The sequence below is a fragment of the Nocardia alni genome, from assembly GCF_019038435.1.
GTDB classification, from domain to species: domain Bacteria; phylum Actinomycetota; class Actinomycetes; order Mycobacteriales; family Mycobacteriaceae; genus Nocardia; species Nocardia alni.
In genome coordinates this window covers 1-15703 of the sequence record NZ_JAGPOX010000109.1, presented here as the reverse complement: position 1 = coordinate 15703, position 15703 = coordinate 1, and the positions used below count along the sequence as shown (strand labels likewise).

The window sequence follows — 15703 nt, the reverse complement described above, 5'->3', positions numbered from 1 at the left end:
CGCACGCCGAGGGGAATGCGAGCCGACAGAACGTCGGCAATGCGTGACTATGTATTACGATTCGTCGGATGTTGCCCACGGTTGCCGAGGTCCTCGATATGCCCGTCGTCCGCGCCGGAGATCCGGACGTGGTGGGCGGGGCGCAGGGCCTGACCCGTCCGGTGCGCTGGGTACACGTGAGCGAGCTGGCCGACGTGGCGGCTGTGCTGTCGGGCCGCGAGCTGGTGCTGACCACCGGCCAGCCCCTGGCCTGCGGCGTCCCGGCGACCGAAAGCTATCTGGAATCGCTGGCCGCGGCCGGAGTTTCCGGTCTGGTGGTGGAACTGGGCGGCTCCGTCGGGGAGCTCACGCCGTTCGTCGCCGCCACCGCCGACCGCCTGGGATTCCCGGTGGTCGCGCTGCGTCGGATCACCCGGTTCGTGGAGGTCACCGAGGCGGTCCACCGCCTCATCGTCGCCGATCAGTACGCGGAACTGGAGTTCGCCCGGTCGGTGCACGAGACCTTCACCGCGCTGAGCGTGCGCCGCGCCGCGCTCGACGAGATCGTGACAACCGCGGCGAACCTGCTGGATTCGTCGGTGGTACTGGAGGATCTTTCGCACCGGGTGCTGGCCCTGACCGCCCGCCACACCTCGGCGGCGGCGCTACTGGAGTACTGGGAGACCACCTCGCGGTTGCTGCCGGAGGATTCGACCACGGTCCCGGTGGGCCCGCATACCGAGCGGTGGGGGCGGTTGATCCTGCGCTCGCACCATATCCCCGGCGAGCGGGCCCGGATGGTGCTCGAACGCGCCGCACAGACGCTGACCCTGCACCGGATGATCGAAAGAGACCGCTTCGGCCTGCATCGACAGGCGCAGACCGGGCTCATCGAAGACATGGTCGCCGGTCGCGTCGTCGACGAACGAGAGGCCATGGGTCGGGCGGCGACCCTGGGACTGGCCCGCCGCGCCCGGTATGTGCCTGTTGTGGTCCGAGTGGACGGTGGGAGGGGACTTACGGCCGGGGTGGAGCATTCGATCGGCGGGACAGGGGATGCGCCTGATGGAGGAGCCGGAGATGTGACCGGTGGGGGAGGGCAGTCGACCGACCGAGCACGGCGTGTGACCAGCGAGACGAGGCTTTCGATCGGCCGGACGCGGCACGGGGTCGATGGGACTGCGCGTGAGATCGAAGGGGGCGCGGGCGGATCGGATCCGGTGGCGCGGGAACGGCGCGCGGCGGCCCTGCTGGACGCAGCCGGGCACGGGGTGGCGTTGGGCCGGGCGACTGCCTTGGGTGCGGCCGACGACCGGCGGATCACGCTGATTCTGGGGCTGACGCGCGGCGGTGAGCTGGACCCACGCTTGGCGAAGGTCTGTACGGCGATCGCCGCCGAGGTGCGGCGTGCCGAAGGGGTGGAGCGGGTGGCGATCGGGGTCGGCGCGGAATCGGAGTCGCTGCTGGACACCGCGCGCGAACTCGCCAATGCCGCGCATGTCGCCGAGGTCGCGTTGTCATTGAAATCACAGAACTCACCGTATTCGACTGTGCCACGGCCGTTCTACCGAAGCGGCGACGTCCGGCTGCGTGGTCTGCTGTCGCTGATTCGCAATGAGCCCGGCGTGCAGCGGTTTTCGGAGACCGAGCTGAGCGCGTTGCTGCACCACGACATTCGGCACCGCGTCGACCTGACCCGTACGCTGCGGGGCTTCCTGGATATGGCGGGCAACAAGACCGAACTCGCACGGCGCATGAGCATTTCGCGCCCAGCCCTCTACGATCGGCTGGCACGAATCGAACGCATCCTCGGGGTGGATCTGGACGACGGCGAGATCCGCACGTCGTTGCACACCGCATTGTTGATCCGGGATCTCGGTGTGCGCCTGAATGATTCGTGAGGTGAACGAGCCGTCTGCGGTCGTAACCTCGCTTCACGTCGCGGCGGCATTCCCTCGCCCGCGATCGTGGTGCCGCCGGTGTGTGCGATCGCGGTGCTGGGCTCGGGCTGTGCGATGTATCCGGAGCGCCGCGATCCGGACCGGTACCCACTGCTGGGTCGTACGGTCCTGGAGGAGACGCACGAGCAGTCGGCGCATAGGGCAGGATGTGATCATGATCAGCGCGGAACGACTCCTGGATACGGCCTTCGACGAGGCACGGCTCGGACTCTCGGAGGGTGGTATCCCCATCGGGGCCGCGCTGTTCGACTCGGCGGGAAATCTGTTGGGGCGCGGGCACAATCGACGTGTCCAGGCCGACGACCCGAGCGTGCACGCGGAGACCGACGCCTTCCGCGCCGCGGGGCGGCGCCGGGATTACCGCGACACGATCATGGTCACCACGTTGTCGCCGTGCTGGTATTGCAGCGGGCTGGTGCGGCAGTTCGGCATCGGCGCGGTCATCGTGGGGGAGTCGCGCACATTCACCGGCGGCCACGACTGGCTCGCCGAGCACGGGGTGCGGATCGCGGTCCTCGATGATCAGCGCTGCGTGGACATGATGACGCGGTTCATCGCCGAGCGGCCCGACCTCTGGTACGAGGACATCGGCGTCGTGGAGTAGACGCCGCCATCGGCCGGCCCGCCGCGTCGCGTGGTGAGCGCTAGCCGAATAGCTCGAGCAGCTCCGTCTTGCCGAACATGGTGGCCGAATCCCGGGCGGACGGAGTCCCGGCATCCGGATCGGCGCCCGCGTCGAGCAGAGCGCGCAGAATATCGTCCTCACCCTTGAAGACCGCGCCCGCGGCGGGGGTCTGCCCCTTGTCGTTGGCGCGGTTGGGGTCGGCGTCATGGTCGAGCAGGACGGTGACCGCGTCGAGGTGGCCGTGGTAGGCCGCCAGCATGAGCAGGGAATCACCGCGGTCGTTGGTCAGATTCACCGGCACACCGACGTCCAGATAGGCGCCCAGCGCGCTCGCGTCACCCGTGCGGGCCAGGTCGAATACCCGGCCCGCCAGCTCGATCAGCTCTGGATCCATACCGTCGGTGTCCACCCGTTCACTTCTACCACCTCAGGATCCTCAGCTGTAGGCCTTGGACACACCGTCCAGCAGGTGCTGCAGGGTGTCGTAGGCGGGCGCGTCGACCACGTCCGTCACCTGCGGGGTGACCGGGACGTTGTGCTGGGTGGTCACCTTCGTGAACTGGGCCGGATCATCGGTCCGGAATCCGTGCTGGGCGGCCAGTGCCTGCAGCTCCGGATCGCTGGTCAGCAGGCGGCCGAGCCGGTCGCCCGCGGGGTCGAGCGGGACCAGGGTGTGCCGCGACAGCACCGTCGGGGACGGGTACAGCAACTCCATGTCGGGGGTGATCCGGCCCGCGACCGCGGCCTCCACGTACTGAGCCTCGTAGATCAGCACCATCGGGGTCGGGCCCATGCCCGCGGACAGGTACTGATCGAACGGACCCGCACTGGAATTATCCGAATATCCTTGTCCGACGAACAATTTGGCGATCTTGTCCACCGCGTTGGCCTCCGCGACCGGGCCGCGCACGATCGTGTTGTCGTTGGCGACGTAACTGGCGATCGCCACATACATGTCCGCGGAATTGGAGGTACGCGGATCCGTGGTGGAAACCAGGATGTTCTTCGGCACCGGGTAGGTGGTGTTGCCGGGCAACTGATTCCACTGCGTTCCGGTGTCGACCAGTTGGAGGTAGCGGTTCATGTCGAGGGTCGGGACCGGGCCCGGCCGCACCACGCCGGCCGCGGTCAGCAGATCGACGATGGGCTTGAATGTCGCGATCGCCATCGGCGAGGAGAACGGTGTGTACTTGGTGGTCAGATTGCGTTCGCGCAGAATCGTTTCCGCGGCCGGCTCGCTCGACGGGAAGGCGAAATCGTATTTGCCCAGGTTCACCGAGGTGGCGATCTGACGCGACCCGGCGGGCTCGACCTGCACCCGCAGCCCGTGCCGGGCCAGTGCGTCGATGACCTTCGGATCGCCGAAGTAGGCCAGCTTCTCCGAGCCGACCACGCCGTGCACTGTTACCACGGAAGTCGATGTGGCAGTGTTATTTTCGTTTGATTTACCGGTGGTGTGCGGGTGCACGAACAGGAGAATCAGTACGATCGCCACCAGCGCCGAAACCAGGATGTGGGCGCCGGTCAATGGACCGCGGACGAGATTTCTTGCGCCGGAACGCAATCTGTCCGCGATTGCAGTGGGTTCAGGACTCGTGTTGCCCGGATCGCTGTTGCCTGGATCGGTTGTGCCTGGAGTGCTCATGTTCGGATCGCTCGTGTCTGGCTCGGTTGCGGCTGTTTCGGTCGTGGTCGGGGTAGTTGTAGTTGTTTCGGATGTGTTCGGACCGCCGGCGTCCGGATCGATCGCGGCGATATCGCTGGTGTCCGGATCGTTCGTGCCTGGATGGGCTATGGCCGTGGCGTTCGTGTCCGGATCGCTCGTGTCCGGATCGGTTGTAGGCGTGTCGGTCGCGGTCGGGGTGCTTGTGTCCGAGGTGGTTGTGGCTGTCTCGGTCGTATCCGGATCGGTCGCGGCGGTATCCTCCGTGTCCGGATCGCTCGTGTCCGGAGTCGTCGGTTCCGGCTCGATCGCGTCCGCGGCGGCCGTGCCCGTATCGGCCGGACTCGAGGTGCTCTCGGCGACGCTCTCCTCCGGTTTGCCTTCCAATTCCCGGCGGGCGATCCGCTCCACCAGGATCGGGACGAAATCGCGGACCGCATGCCCGTGGAAGCGGGCGAGCGCCTTATCGATCGCACTCGCGACGCTCTGTTCGGAGTGCGCATACTCCTTGTTCAGCCGATCGGCCAGCTCTTCCAGTGCCTTGGCCTCGCGCGCCGCGCCGTCGGTGGGAGTCTGCACACCTTCATGAGACGTACTGCCCTCGGGGACATCGGAAGACGTTCTGCTCTCAGGGTTTTCGCCGTCCGCGGGAGCCGAACCGTCGTCCGGGGAGGCTGTTTCGTTGTGTGCGTCCATGTTTTCACGTTGGGTATCGGCACCCACGCCGTGCTCCTCGACATCACGAATTGTCGCCCGGCGCATGCCGGTACCTGCGCTGAGAGTACGGGTTAAAGGCGCAACTTCCCAAGCGCAACAATGTGTTACGAGGCGCTGTGCTGCGGATATACTCGGACTTTGCCGGATCTTGCGAAACTGGATGCCGCCCAGAACCTTATCGTTCAATTCCGCGCTACTCGGAATTCATCTCGGAGAGACGATCGAGCCCGCCGGAATGGGTTCAGGTGAGCACCAGCAGTTCGGAGGAGGACGCGATTTCCGCGTGCAACCCGAATTTCTCGGCGACGCGCGCCAGACCGGCGATATCGGTGGGTTCGGCCCGGCTGCACACCAGCGCGCGGGCCAGCAGGCCCTTGTGGTGCTTGTTGAAGTGGGAGACCACCGTGCGGGTGCCGTCCGGGCGTTCGGTCAGCACGGTCGCGGTGACGGCGCCGGGGATGCGGCCCAGCTGCGCGTAGGCGCCCGAGCGCAGGTCCACGACCAGCTGCCCGGCGGCCTCCTCGCGCAGTGCCGGTGTCAGGACCGGTTTCCACAGTGCGGCAAGCGTCGTGTGGCCGGGCAGCTTGGATCCGCCGGACAGGCGGTACGCCGGGATCGGATCGTCCGCGCGCACCACCCCGAACAGCGCCGAACCGATGGCGAGCCGCTCGCGCGCCTTCGCGCGTTCGGTCGCGGTGAACGATCCCGCGTCCAGCGCGTCGTAGAGGACCCCGGTGTAGCGCTCGAGCGCGGGCCGGGTCGCGGAGGTGCGCAGGGCGGCGTTGCGGGCGATCTCCGCGTCGGCGCCCTTGCCCAGGCTCAGCGCCGCGCGTGCGGCCTCCGGGTCGCCGGACAGCTGGACGAGCTCGGTCACCAGCTTGTCGCGGACGGCGGTGAGCTGTGGCAACGACAGCGAGTCCAGGTCGAGCGGACCCAGGTCGCCGCCATCGGACTTGGTTTCGGAGGGAGGCAAGATCACCAGCACGAGGCGATACGGTACCGGCGTGGGCGACGGATTCGGTTGAGGGGACTATCGGTCGGCGGGATAGACGAGCTCGGCCGGTGCGACGCGTGGTCTGTTAGGTCTGATGCGTTGTCGGCATCGCCGGGACGACAGCTACGCTGTGCATCCGTGATCACCCGTCTCTCGCACCTGTTCCTGCGCACCCTGCGCGACGACCCCGCCGACGCGGAGGTGCCCAGCCACAAACTCCTCGTGCGCGCGGGATACGTTCGCCGCATCGCGCCGGGCGTGTATTCATGGTTGCCGTTGGGGCTGCGGGTGCTGCGCAAGGTCGAGGACGTGGTGCGCCAGGAGATGAACGCGATCGGCGCCCAGGAGATCTCGCTGCCCGCGCTGCTGCCGCGCGAGCCGTACGAGGCCACCAACCGGTGGACCGAATACGGTGACGCGCTGTTCCGGCTGCAGGACCGCAAGAAGGCCGATTACCTGCTGGGACCCACTCATGAGGAGCTGTTCGCCCTCACCGTGAAGGGCGAGTACAACTCGTACAAGGATCTGCCCGTCACGCTGTACCAGATCCAGACCAAGTATCGCGACGAGGAGCGTCCCCGCGCGGGCATCCTGCGTGGGCGCGAGTTCGTCATGAAGGACTCGTACTCCTTCGACCTCGATCCGGCCGGACTCCAGGTCAGCTACGACGCGCACCGCAAGGCATATCAGCGCATCTTCGACCGCCTCGGCGTCACGTACGTGATCGTCGCGGCCACCTCGGGCGCGATGGGCGGCAGTGCGTCGGAGGAATTCCTGGCCGACAGCCCGGTCGGCGAGGACACCTACGTGGTCTGCCGCGAGTCCGGCTACGCGGCGAACGTCGAGGCCGTCGTCACGCCCCCGCCGGCGGAGATTCCGCTGGCGGGCCTGGCCGCCGCCAAGGTCCACGACACCCCCGGCGCGCCCACGATCGCGACCCTGGTCGACTGGGCCAACGCGGCTGGTATCGCGGAGCAGTACGGCCGCCCGGTCACCGCCGCGGACACGCTCAAGAACGTCATGGTCAAACTGCGGCACCCGGACGGCAAGACCGAAATCCTCGGCATCGGCGTGCCCGGCGATCGCGAGGTCGACGACAAGCGCATGGGCGCCTCGCTGGAACCGGCCGAGGTGGAGCTGCTCACCGAGCAGGACTTCAAGGAGAACCCCTTCCTGGTGAAGGGTTATATCGGCCCGAAGGGATTGCAGGACAACGGCGTTCGCTATCTGGTCGACCCGCGCGTCGTCACCGGGACGTCCTGGATCACCGGCGCGGACGCACCGAACAAGCATGTGGTGGGCCTGGTCGCCGGGCGCGATTTCACCCCCGACGGCACCATCGAGGCCGCCGAGGTCCGCGACGGCGACCCCTCGCCCGACGGCAAGGGCGTGCTGGCGGCCGCGCGCGGCATCGAGATCGGCCACATATTCCAGCTCGGCTACAAGTACACCGACGCCTTCGAGGTAGACGTGCTCGGCGAGAACGGCAAGCCGGTGCGCCTGGTCATGGGCTCCTACGGCGTCGGCGTCTCCCGCATGGTCGCGGTGCTGGCCGAGCAGATGCACGACGACAAGGGCCTGCGCTGGCCGCGCGAGGTCGCCCCGTTCGACGTGCACGTGGTCATCGCCAACAAGGACGCCGCCGCCCGCGCGGGCGCGGAACAGGTTGCCGCCCAACTGGATTCACAAGGCCTCGAGGTCCTGCTGGACGACCGCACCGCATCCCCGGGAGTGAAGTTCAAGGACGCCGAACTACTCGGCATGCCCCTGGTCCTGATCGTCGGCCGCGGCTGGGCCGAAGGCAAGGTGGAACTGCGCGACCGCTTCGCCGGGACCAGCGACGAGATCCCGGCCGAGGGTGCGGTCGAGGCGGTACTGGCCAAGGTCCGCGGCTGAGCCCGCTGCCCGAGCGCCACCTCACCGTCCGGATGTGTATTCCGCCGGGGTTTTCCTGAACCGATCGCAGGCCAGTCGCACCGCTCCAGCCCGGCTTGACACCGGTCAGCTGGTACAGGCTATCGGCCGCCGCATGGAACTTCGCCGAGCGCCCGCCGACGAGCAGGTGGTCGACGAGATCGTGCCCGCGGTGAGGCGAATCAAAGTCCAGGAGCGGGTGCTGGGCTTCTCGTACGGCGACTCGAGCGCGGCGGCGTCAGTGGATCCCAGAGGCCCGGCTTGTCGCTCATCACGTCGGAAAGCTCAGCGCGGTAGCTGCGATGTGGAGGTGAGCAACCGGCCCCAGCGTGGGGCCAGCGCGGATAGACCGAGTGCACGCAAGCATCGCCACAATGTCACGGCAACCGAATCCAGCACTGGAACCCCGGTGGTCGCCTCGACCTCGGCGGTGATCGGTGCGCCGTACATGTTCGTGCACAGGTACGCCAGTGCGTCGGGGCGTGGCCTGGCCAGCTCGCGCGATAAGGGGACCAGTCGTGCGGGCTCGACACGCGCGAACGATTCGTTGTCGCTCAGCCCGAGGGCTCGGTGCTCGACGATATCGATGCCCTCAGCGGCGTAGGCGGCGATGATTCGGGCGTTCACGTCCTCGGTGTAAGGGGTGAGCAGGCCCAGGGTGGTCAGATTGAAGGTGTGGGCGGCCTCCAGATAGGCCAGTGTCGATGTGGTGGCTGGGATTCCGGTGGTCGCGGTGATGTCGGCGACGATGGCGCGGTCGTGGTCGGGGCCGAGCCAGGAACCCGAGGTGCCGTTCCATGCGATGACGTCGACGTGGGCCGTGGCGAGGAGTTCGGCGGCCCGGCGCATGGGCTCGATATCGAACTGTCCGTCCGAGCCGGTGTCCAGGGCGATCCGGGTGACCGGGATGCGGGTGGAGTGGATGGTGACATCCGCACGGCCGCCGAGCATTCGGGCGCTCATCGGTTCCAGGCAGGTGTTGGACGACGGGACTATCATCCCGATCCGCGCGGGGCGTTCTTCTCGCATCATCGGCCTCCGGCGTTCGATGCCGTCGACGTACTGAAGGGCATCGGCGTTGTGGTCAGCGTGCCGGTCGTCGCCGACGCGTTCATCTGCCGGTAGCCGCGGCGGCGCAAGAACCGCCCGACCGGGCCGGGATCGTGGAATTCTCCATCCCGCAGCACAATTCGACCACTACTCACGACCACCTGCGGCCAGCCGCGCAGCATGCGGCCGTCGAACGGGGAAAAGTCCGTGCCCTGGTGCAGGTCCGTCGCGCAGACCCGGCGCAACTCGGCCGGGTCGAAGACGACGAGGTCGGCGTCGTATCCGGGAGCGAGCGCGCCCTTGCCGGGGATCGCGTTGATCCGGGCGGGCGCCGCGGCGAAGATCTCGGCGAATCGTCGCAGCACCTCCGGATCGCACGGGTCGCCGAGCGCCTCGGTCAGGGCGGTGAACGCCACCTGCATGCGCGTCTCGACCCCGGGTAGGCCGTGCGGCATCTGCCGGATATCGGTGTCGTGCACGCGTTTCTGGGTCAGGTCGTAGCAGGAGTGGTCGCTGGCGACGGTATCGATATGCCCCTGCGCGTAGCGCTCACACAGCGCGGCCACAGTTCGCGCGGATCGCATCGGCGGACAGCAGGCGAACCATTCCGGGAATGCGGAGGCGTACACCCCGTCGTCCAGGACGAGGTAGTGCGGGCAGGTCTCCGAATGCGCGGACAGGCCACGGTCTCGCGCCGCCCGCACCAGATCGACCGCCCCGGGCGTCGATTGATGTACGAAATAGACGGGGGCTCCGGTGTATTCGGCCATGCCGAGCACCTCCCGGACCGAGGTCTCCTCGGCCAGCTCCGGGCGGGTGTGGTGCAGGTGCCGGATGCCCATGTTCCCGGCGGCCGCGTGATGCTCGGTGCAGTCGACGATCATCGCGTCGTGCTCGGCGTGCACGTAGGTCAATCCGTCGAGCCGGACCATCTCCCGCATCACCCGCAGCACTGTGTCGTTGTCGGCCATGGTTGTGCCGCGGTTGGTCATATACAGCTTGACCGATCGCACGCCGAGTTCCGCCAGCCGGGTCAGCTGCTCGGGAACCGTTGGGTCCCAGCTGATCACCGACCCGTGCAGGGCAACGTCGCAACGGGCGTCGCGGGCGAGGGAGATCTTGTTCTCGGCAGCCTCGAGTGGAGTCTGCGTGGCATCACTCGGTATGCCGAAGTCGATGATCGTGGTGGTGCCGCCCCACAGCGCCGCGACCGATGTGATTGCGTAGTCGTCGAGGGTCCGGTAGGGGCCGGTGATCTGGGCGACGTGGCAGTGCCCGTCGACACCGCCCGGGATGACCACGCGCCCCGCGGCATCGATCACCTGCTCGGCCTCCGGGACCGGTTCGCGCACGTCGATGAGTGCGGTGATCCGCCCGTCGTCGATGACGATATGCGCGGGGGCGGCGGCGGTCGAATCAACCGCGAGCCCGTGCGCCACAACGAGATCCGGCATCACTGTCCCTCCTCGGCGGAATATTGGTCGCGGTATTTTCCGACGTGGTGCGCGGACTGGGCGACCGCGCGTTCCGGATCGCCGCTGGCTATCGCCTCGACGAGCGCGCGGTGCTCCTCCACGAGTTCGGACATGTCCGTGACATGCCGGAACAGCCAGTGCATCCGGCCCTGTAGTGGTTCCAGCGCGGTGCGCAGGAACGGATTTCCGGCGATCGCGGTGACCTCGTCGTGCAGCGCGCTGTTCGCCCGGTGCGCCGCGTCGATATCGTTGCGGGCCAGTGCCTTCGCGGCGGCGTCGACCAGGCCGCGCAGTGTCGCGATATCCGTGGGCGTGGCCCGCTGCGTGGCCAGGCGGCAGGCCAGCACCTCCAGCGCGGAGCGAACATCGAACAGGTCCCGGGCCTGCTGTTCGGTCAGATCCGCGACTATCGCGCCGCGCGTGGACCGCTCGGCCAGCAGTCCCTCCTGGACCAGCATGCGCACCGCCTCACGGACCGGCAGCCGCGAGACGCCGAATTCGGCGGCGAGGTCGCGCTCGATCAGACGGGCACCGACCGGGTAGTAGCCCTCGAAGATCCGGGTGCGCACCGTATCCCGGATCGCCACGCGCAGCGGAACCGCCCGCGGCGCTTGCTCGGGCTCCTGCGTCACGACCGACCTTCCGGCTCGACCGCGACGATGGCGGCGATCGGCGCCTGCCCCGGCGGCGTCTGGTGTTCGGTTCCGCCCGAGACGAAGATCCGCGGATCACCGGTCTGACTGGCGATGATCGCGCCGACCGCGGCGCGGGAATGGCGCTCGTAGTTGATATCCGCGTCCGAGAGCATCGTGGTCCGCTGCCCGCGCAACCCCCCGCCCACCGGCGCCTCCGCCTTCGCGAAGACCGCGGCGATCCGCGCCCTGGCGGAATCATCGGGCTCGCAGTCGAATGCCAGCCCGGCATCGCGCAGGGCCGAACGCACCCCGGCCAGGTCGATCGCGTCGGACAGCACGCCGTGCCCGATGCGGAATTCGCTGGTCGAATGTATAGAATTGGCCAGTATCACGACCTCCGCGGCCACCAGCTCGCCGCCCGCCGAGGTGGAGGCCACCGCGGAGTACAGGGACATGTCGCCCGCGATCACGTCATCGGTAACCGCCTCTGCTGGAATCTCTTTCAGTGCCAGGGCAACCCCTAACGCCGTGGCGCCCCGGGCGTAGGCCTTCGATCGGTTGGGATCGGTCGTGACCACCTCGACACCGCGCGCGTGCGCGGCGGCGATACTCGCCGGGGTCAGCAGCGGACCCTTGACCTGCACATAGTGCACATCCTGTGGTTCGCAGCGCAACTCGGCCAGCGCGCGCCCCACCGCCTCGGCCACCTCGAACACCGTGGCGACGCGGCCGACCTCCTCGGGCGCGAGATCGCGGGTGCGCTGTACGGAGATCGCCAGTCGTTTTGTGCCGTCGGTGGATTCGTGCGTGGAATCCGCACGGGTGAACACCGTGACATGAGGCGACAGCACGCCCTCGCAGCCGCCGGACCAGACGAAGGCGATCTGTTCCTCCACCTCCTGCGGTGTCTGCCCGCGCACGCTCGACAGATATTGCGCGAAGCTGTTCGTGGCGAACGCACGCGTGAAATCGTTGGCGCCGCCGTTACCTTCGGTCTTGCCGATCGTCGCGACGATCGTGGCCGGATCGATCCCGCCGGATTCGACCAGTGCCCGCAACGCACCGACATCGCCCGGATGGGCCATGGACAGTCTGTGCACACCGACGTGCATGGTGTTGTCTCCCTTCCATTCTCAGATCGCGGTGACCGGATTGGCGAGGTGCCCGATGCCGGTGGCACGGCATTCCACGATGTCGCCGTGCCGCAGGAACGCGGTCGGGGTGAGTTGATATCCGCATCCACCCGGGGTGCCCAGGGTGATGATGTCGCCAGGTTCGAGGGTGATCCCCTGGGACAGCCGGCTGATCGCGGAGGCGGGGGAGAACAGCATGTTTCCCGCCGACTCCTGTTGTCGCACTTCGCCGTTGACCAGCAGTTCGACCGTCACCTCGCTCAGGTCGCGGACCTCGTCGGGTGTCGTGATCGCCGGACCGATCGGGCAGTACGAGTCCTGGCCCTTGCCGTAGAGGAACTGGCTGGTCCGGAACTGCAGATCCCGGGCGGACACGTCGTTGGCGAGGGTGTAGCCGAAAATGTGGTCGGGCGCGTCGGTTTCACTGATCCAGCTGCCGCCGCGCCCGATGACGATCGCCAGTTCGACCTCGTAGTCCAGCTGTGCGGTGAGCCGCGGATCCAGGATGATCGGCGCACCGGGCCCGACGACGGCGGTCACCGGTTTGTCGAAGAACAGTGGGATCTCGGGTATCTCGATCGGCAAACCCAGTGCGCGCGCGTTCATCTCGACGTGCGAGACGTAGTTCAGGCCCACACAGAACACGTTCTTGCGCGGCCGGGGTATCGGTGCCAGCAGTCCGACTTCGTCCAGACGGACGATGTACGCGGAATCGGCCGAATCAACCCATGCGCGTGCCTGTTTCAACGCCGTGGCACCACTGTCGATCAACGCGAGCATCGAGGCGAAGGCCGGGTCGCCACCGGATATACCGGTCAGATCCAGGATTTCGTCCTCGGTGATATGCACGCCGAGCCGAGCGGTTCCGGCATGGGCGAATGTCACGAACCTCATGGTCCGGTTCCCTCTCTGTGAAATACGGTGGATTCGCGAATCGCGCAAGGAGCTATGCCGGCAGTGCCGGATCCGGGGTGGGCTCTTGCGTATCAGCGCGTCGCCGCCCGATTTTCAGCTCGTTGAGCAGCAGGTTCAGCACGATAGCGGTGATCGCGCCCGAGGCGATGCCGGAACCGAAGACGGTCTGAACCCCGGAGGGGAAGTGCGCGTAGAAGTTCGGCGCCGCGATCGGCAGAATCCCCATCGTGAGCGTCGCCGCCACGATCAGCGCGTTCACCGCGCCGGTGTGCTCGTCGTGGAAGTCCACCCGGCCCAGCGTCTGCAGGCCGTTCACCGCGACCAGACCGAAGATGGCGATGCCCGCGCCGCCCAGCACCGGCAGCGGCACGATGGCCACCAGGGCCCCGACGACCGGGAACAGCGCCAGCGCGACCAGGATCAGCCCGCACGCCGCGACCGCGAAGCGGCTCTTGACCCGGCTCATCACCAGCAGCCCGATGTTCTGGCCGTAGGCGCTGGCCTGGAACCCGTTGAGCCCGCCGCTGACCACCGAGCCCAGACAGTCCGCGCGCAGGCCGTCGGCGATGTCGGCGGGGGTCAGCGGACGTTCGACGATCTGGCCGATCGCGAGCATGTCGGCGGTCGTCTCGGTCATGATCACCAGCATCACGATGACCATCGAGATGATCGCGGCGACGTCGAAGCGCGGCATGCCGAAGTGGAACGGCGTGGGCACGGCGAAGATCCGGGCGCTGCCCATTTTCCCGAAGTCGACCAGCCCGAACGGAATCGAGATCAGCGTTCCCAGGGCCATCGCGACCAGCATGCCGATCCGCCGGGTGAAGCCCGGTACGTATTTGGTGATGAACAGCGTCAGCAGCAGTGTCACGATGCCGATGACGACGTTCGTCGCGGACCCGAACTGCGGTGTGCCCTGGGTGCCCTGCAACCAGCCGATGGAGATCGGGATCAGGCTGATCCCGATCACCGTCACCACCGCGCCCATGACCAGCGGCGGGAAGAACCGCAGCAGCTTGCTGTACAGCGGCGCGGCGAAGAACATCAGCGCCGAGGCCACGATCACCGCGCCGACGATGACGCGCATCGCGTCCGTGCCGGTGGCATGCGATTTGCCGATCGCGATCATCGAGGCGATGCCCGAGAATGAAACCCCCTGCACCAGAGGAAGTCTGACGCCGATCCGCCAGATGCCGAGAGTCTGCAACACCGTCGTGAGGCCCGATGCCAGCAGGCTGGCGCTGATCAGGAAGATCAGGTCGGCGGTCGGCAGATGCAACGCCGTGCCGATGATGAACGGCGGCGCGACGATTCCCGCGTAGGCCGCGAGCATGTGTTGGGTGCCCAGGGCCAGCAGCTGGGTGAGCGGGAGCATCTCGTCGACGGGATGCTCGCTGGTACTGCGCCGGATCCGCAGGGAGCGCGGGAGAGTGATCATGGACTTACCTGGGTTCTGCCGAACGATTTGGGATCCCAAGCGTCTCGCGACGGTATTACCCGAGCGTTTCCATGATCTTTCCTCCCGTAACCAGTACGAGACGAACAGATTTCACGCCGCCCGCCGAATGCGGGCGGCCGTCAGGCCCTTCCGGGGAAAGCCGAGGTCGCCGGGCTCGTGCCCAGGATCTGCTGCCAGGTGGCCAGGCGCACCGCGCAATCGGTCAATGCTTCGACGCCCATGCGGCGCAGTTCGGTGGAATCGGTCCGCTCCACCAGTGAACGCCAGGCGATGGCGGTGTCGGACTCGACCGTGACGGCGAACTTCGCGGCTGGAATCGGATTGTTGACCGGGGACGGCGGCGGGTAGGCGGGTGCGGGGCCGGGCACCGGCGCGTCCATCGCCTTCAGGGCGTCGATGGTGGACTGGCGGCGGGCGCGGTGGGCCGCGGTGAACTCCAGGATGATCTTGTTGCGATCGGCGGCCGCGTAGGCCGAGATGACCCCGTAGCCGTAGACGGCGGCGTATTCGGCGTTCAACGCGTCGGTGAGCGCCTGCTGGTCAACGCTGCTCATGAGGGAATCAACACCCCCGCCTGGCTCGCACAGGACGCACTGATCGAGGCCAGTAATCCGGCCCGGTAGGCGGAATCGGCCGCCGCTCCCGCTGCCGCCGACTTCTGTGCGGCGGTGAGCCGGTCGTGCACCGCGGCGGCCGTAGGCGGCGGATTCGGCGCGGGCGGCGGGACCACCTGCGGAGTAGGGGACTTGGGCAGGGTGCCGTCGCCGTATACCCCGATGGCCCTGTTGATCTCGGCGCGCAGGGCGTCGGCGTGCGCGGTGCGCTGGGTGGCGATCACGGTCAGCGCGGCGGCCTTGTCCGGTGCGGCTGCGGCGGCGGCCTGTGCCCAGACCGCATCGGTACGTGCCGAAACCTCGTGCGGCAGCAACGAATCCGGCTGTTTGGGCTGGTCCGGCGCGCAGGCGGCCGCACTCAGCGTCGCGATCGCGAACGCGCCGCCGCCGGCGACCCGCAGCAGCGCGCGGCGGTCCAGCATGGACATGTCGGCGTCGGTCGAAGCGTCGCGAGGTCGGATGCGGCCCGGGGGCGGGACGAGATGACGGATCGGCACGCGGTACATCGTGCCAGGCACCGTCCCGGGGACCGAGAGCGGGCGGCCCGGCGGCGGTGAGCCGGTGGGGCG

General features: G+C 67.7%; 14 protein-coding genes. 3 read left to right on the top strand and 11 right to left on the bottom strand.

Translation table 11 applies throughout. From position 1 onward, the window contains the following. The first annotated feature begins 68 nt into the window (after nucleotides 1–68). Both JZ791_RS45410 and JZ791_RS31815 read left to right on the top strand, forming a co-directional pair. Nucleotides 69–1880: a PucR family transcriptional regulator gene (locus JZ791_RS45410; RefSeq protein WP_254206680.1), complete on the top strand. Its 1812-nt coding sequence runs from the start codon at nucleotides 69–71 to the stop codon at nucleotides 1878–1880. 214 nt (nucleotides 1881–2094) lie between these two features. Then, nucleotides 2095–2544, top strand: a complete 450-nt coding sequence (locus tag JZ791_RS31815) for a nucleoside deaminase (protein WP_216899492.1) — start codon at nucleotides 2095–2097, stop codon at nucleotides 2542–2544. Between the two features lie 40 nt (nucleotides 2545–2584). Here JZ791_RS31815 and JZ791_RS31810 read toward each other — a convergent pair whose 3' ends face one another. The 3 genes from JZ791_RS31810 to yaaA are packed head-to-tail and all read right to left on the bottom strand — an operon-like array spanning nucleotide 2585 to nucleotide 5930. Then, nucleotides 2585–2959 carry an ankyrin repeat domain-containing protein gene (locus JZ791_RS31810; RefSeq protein ID WP_216899519.1) on the bottom strand — a complete coding sequence of 125 codons (375 nt, stop codon included), beginning with the start codon at nucleotides 2957–2959 and terminating at the stop codon, nucleotides 2585–2587. Between the two features lie 42 nt (nucleotides 2960–3001). After that, on the bottom strand, nucleotides 3002–5131 hold the full coding sequence (locus JZ791_RS45405) for a three-helix bundle dimerization domain-containing protein (RefSeq protein WP_254206679.1): 2130 nt from the start codon (nucleotides 5129–5131) through the stop codon (nucleotides 3002–3004). A 55-nt stretch (nucleotides 5132–5186) separates the two neighbouring features. Beyond that, nucleotides 5187–5930 carry a peroxide stress protein YaaA gene (gene yaaA, locus JZ791_RS31800; protein WP_216899491.1) on the bottom strand — a complete coding sequence of 248 codons (744 nt, stop codon included), beginning with the start codon at nucleotides 5928–5930 and terminating at the stop codon, nucleotides 5187–5189. A gap of 147 nt (nucleotides 5931–6077) precedes the next feature. Between yaaA and JZ791_RS31795 the strand changes: the two genes are divergently transcribed. Next, a complete protein-coding gene (locus tag JZ791_RS31795) occupies nucleotides 6078–7835 on the top strand; it encodes a proline--tRNA ligase (RefSeq protein WP_216899489.1) in 1758 nt (585 codons plus the stop codon). Between the two features lie 303 nt (nucleotides 7836–8138). Here JZ791_RS31795 and JZ791_RS31790 read toward each other — a convergent pair whose 3' ends face one another. The 8 genes from JZ791_RS31790 to JZ791_RS31755 form a co-directional block, all read right to left on the bottom strand. After that, entirely contained in the window at nucleotides 8139–8882 is a 744-nt protein-coding gene (locus JZ791_RS31790; protein ID WP_254206677.1) for a maleate cis-trans isomerase family protein, read from the bottom strand. Next, nucleotides 8882–10357 (bottom strand): dihydroorotase, encoded by a 1476-nt coding sequence (locus JZ791_RS31785; protein ID WP_216899485.1) that lies wholly within the window; start codon nucleotides 10355–10357, stop codon nucleotides 8882–8884. The genes JZ791_RS31790 and JZ791_RS31785 overlap by 1 nt, the downstream gene beginning before the upstream one ends. Next, nucleotides 10357–11010 carry a GntR family transcriptional regulator gene (locus JZ791_RS31780; RefSeq protein ID WP_308163192.1) on the bottom strand — a complete coding sequence of 218 codons (654 nt, stop codon included), beginning with the start codon at nucleotides 11008–11010 and terminating at the stop codon, nucleotides 10357–10359. Before JZ791_RS31780 ends, JZ791_RS31785 begins: the two co-directional genes overlap by 1 nt. Beyond that, entirely contained in the window at nucleotides 11007–12125 is a 1119-nt protein-coding gene (gene atzD, locus JZ791_RS31775) for a cyanuric acid amidohydrolase (RefSeq protein WP_216899484.1), read from the bottom strand. Before atzD ends, JZ791_RS31780 begins: the two co-directional genes overlap by 4 nt. 21 nt (nucleotides 12126–12146) lie before the next feature. Then, the gene (locus JZ791_RS31770) at nucleotides 12147–13040 is read right to left on the bottom strand and encodes a fumarylacetoacetate hydrolase family protein (RefSeq protein WP_216899482.1); all 894 of its coding nucleotides are present in this window, start codon (nucleotides 13038–13040) and stop codon (nucleotides 12147–12149) included. 52 nt (nucleotides 13041–13092) lie between these two features. Next, nucleotides 13093–14499, bottom strand: a complete 1407-nt coding sequence (locus JZ791_RS31765; RefSeq protein ID WP_216899481.1) for a nucleobase:cation symporter-2 family protein — start codon at nucleotides 14497–14499, stop codon at nucleotides 13093–13095. 140 nt (nucleotides 14500–14639) lie between these two features. Further along, complete coding sequence (locus tag JZ791_RS31760) at nucleotides 14640–15074, bottom strand: ferritin-like domain-containing protein (RefSeq protein WP_216899480.1); 435 nt, start codon at nucleotides 15072–15074, stop codon at nucleotides 14640–14642. Further along, nucleotides 15071–15703 (bottom strand): hypothetical protein (locus tag JZ791_RS31755; protein ID WP_254206676.1); only part of this gene is annotated, 633 nt, incomplete at its 5' end. The genes JZ791_RS31760 and JZ791_RS31755, both read right to left, overlap by 4 nt.

What these genes read in the sequence shown, in the direction of transcription:
- JZ791_RS45410 (WP_254206680.1), top strand. Translation starts at nt 69, where the DNA reads ATGTTGCCCACGGTTGCCGAGGTCCTCGATATGCCCGTCGTCCGCGCC.
- JZ791_RS31815 (WP_216899492.1), top strand. Translation starts at nt 2,095, where the DNA reads ATGATCAGCGCGGAACGACTCCTGGATACGGCCTTCGACGAGGCACGG.
- JZ791_RS31810 (WP_216899519.1), bottom strand. Translation starts at nt 2,959, where the DNA reads ATGGATCCAGAGCTGATCGAGCTGGCGGGCCGGGTATTCGACCTGGCC.
- JZ791_RS31790 (WP_254206677.1), bottom strand. Translation starts at nt 8,882, where the DNA reads ATGCGAGAAGAACGCCCCGCGCGGATCGGGATGATAGTCCCGTCGTCC.
- JZ791_RS31785 (WP_216899485.1), bottom strand. Translation starts at nt 10,357, where the DNA reads ATGCCGGATCTCGTTGTGGCGCACGGGCTCGCGGTTGATTCGACCGCC.
- atzD (WP_216899484.1), bottom strand. Translation starts at nt 12,125, where the DNA reads ATGCACGTCGGTGTGCACAGACTGTCCATGGCCCATCCGGGCGATGTC.
- JZ791_RS31770 (WP_216899482.1), bottom strand. Translation starts at nt 13,040, where the DNA reads ATGAGGTTCGTGACATTCGCCCATGCCGGAACCGCTCGGCTCGGCGTG.
- JZ791_RS31765 (WP_216899481.1), bottom strand. Translation starts at nt 14,499, where the DNA reads ATGATCACTCTCCCGCGCTCCCTGCGGATCCGGCGCAGTACCAGCGAG.
- JZ791_RS31760 (WP_216899480.1), bottom strand. Translation starts at nt 15,074, where the DNA reads ATGAGCAGCGTTGACCAGCAGGCGCTCACCGACGCGTTGAACGCCGAA.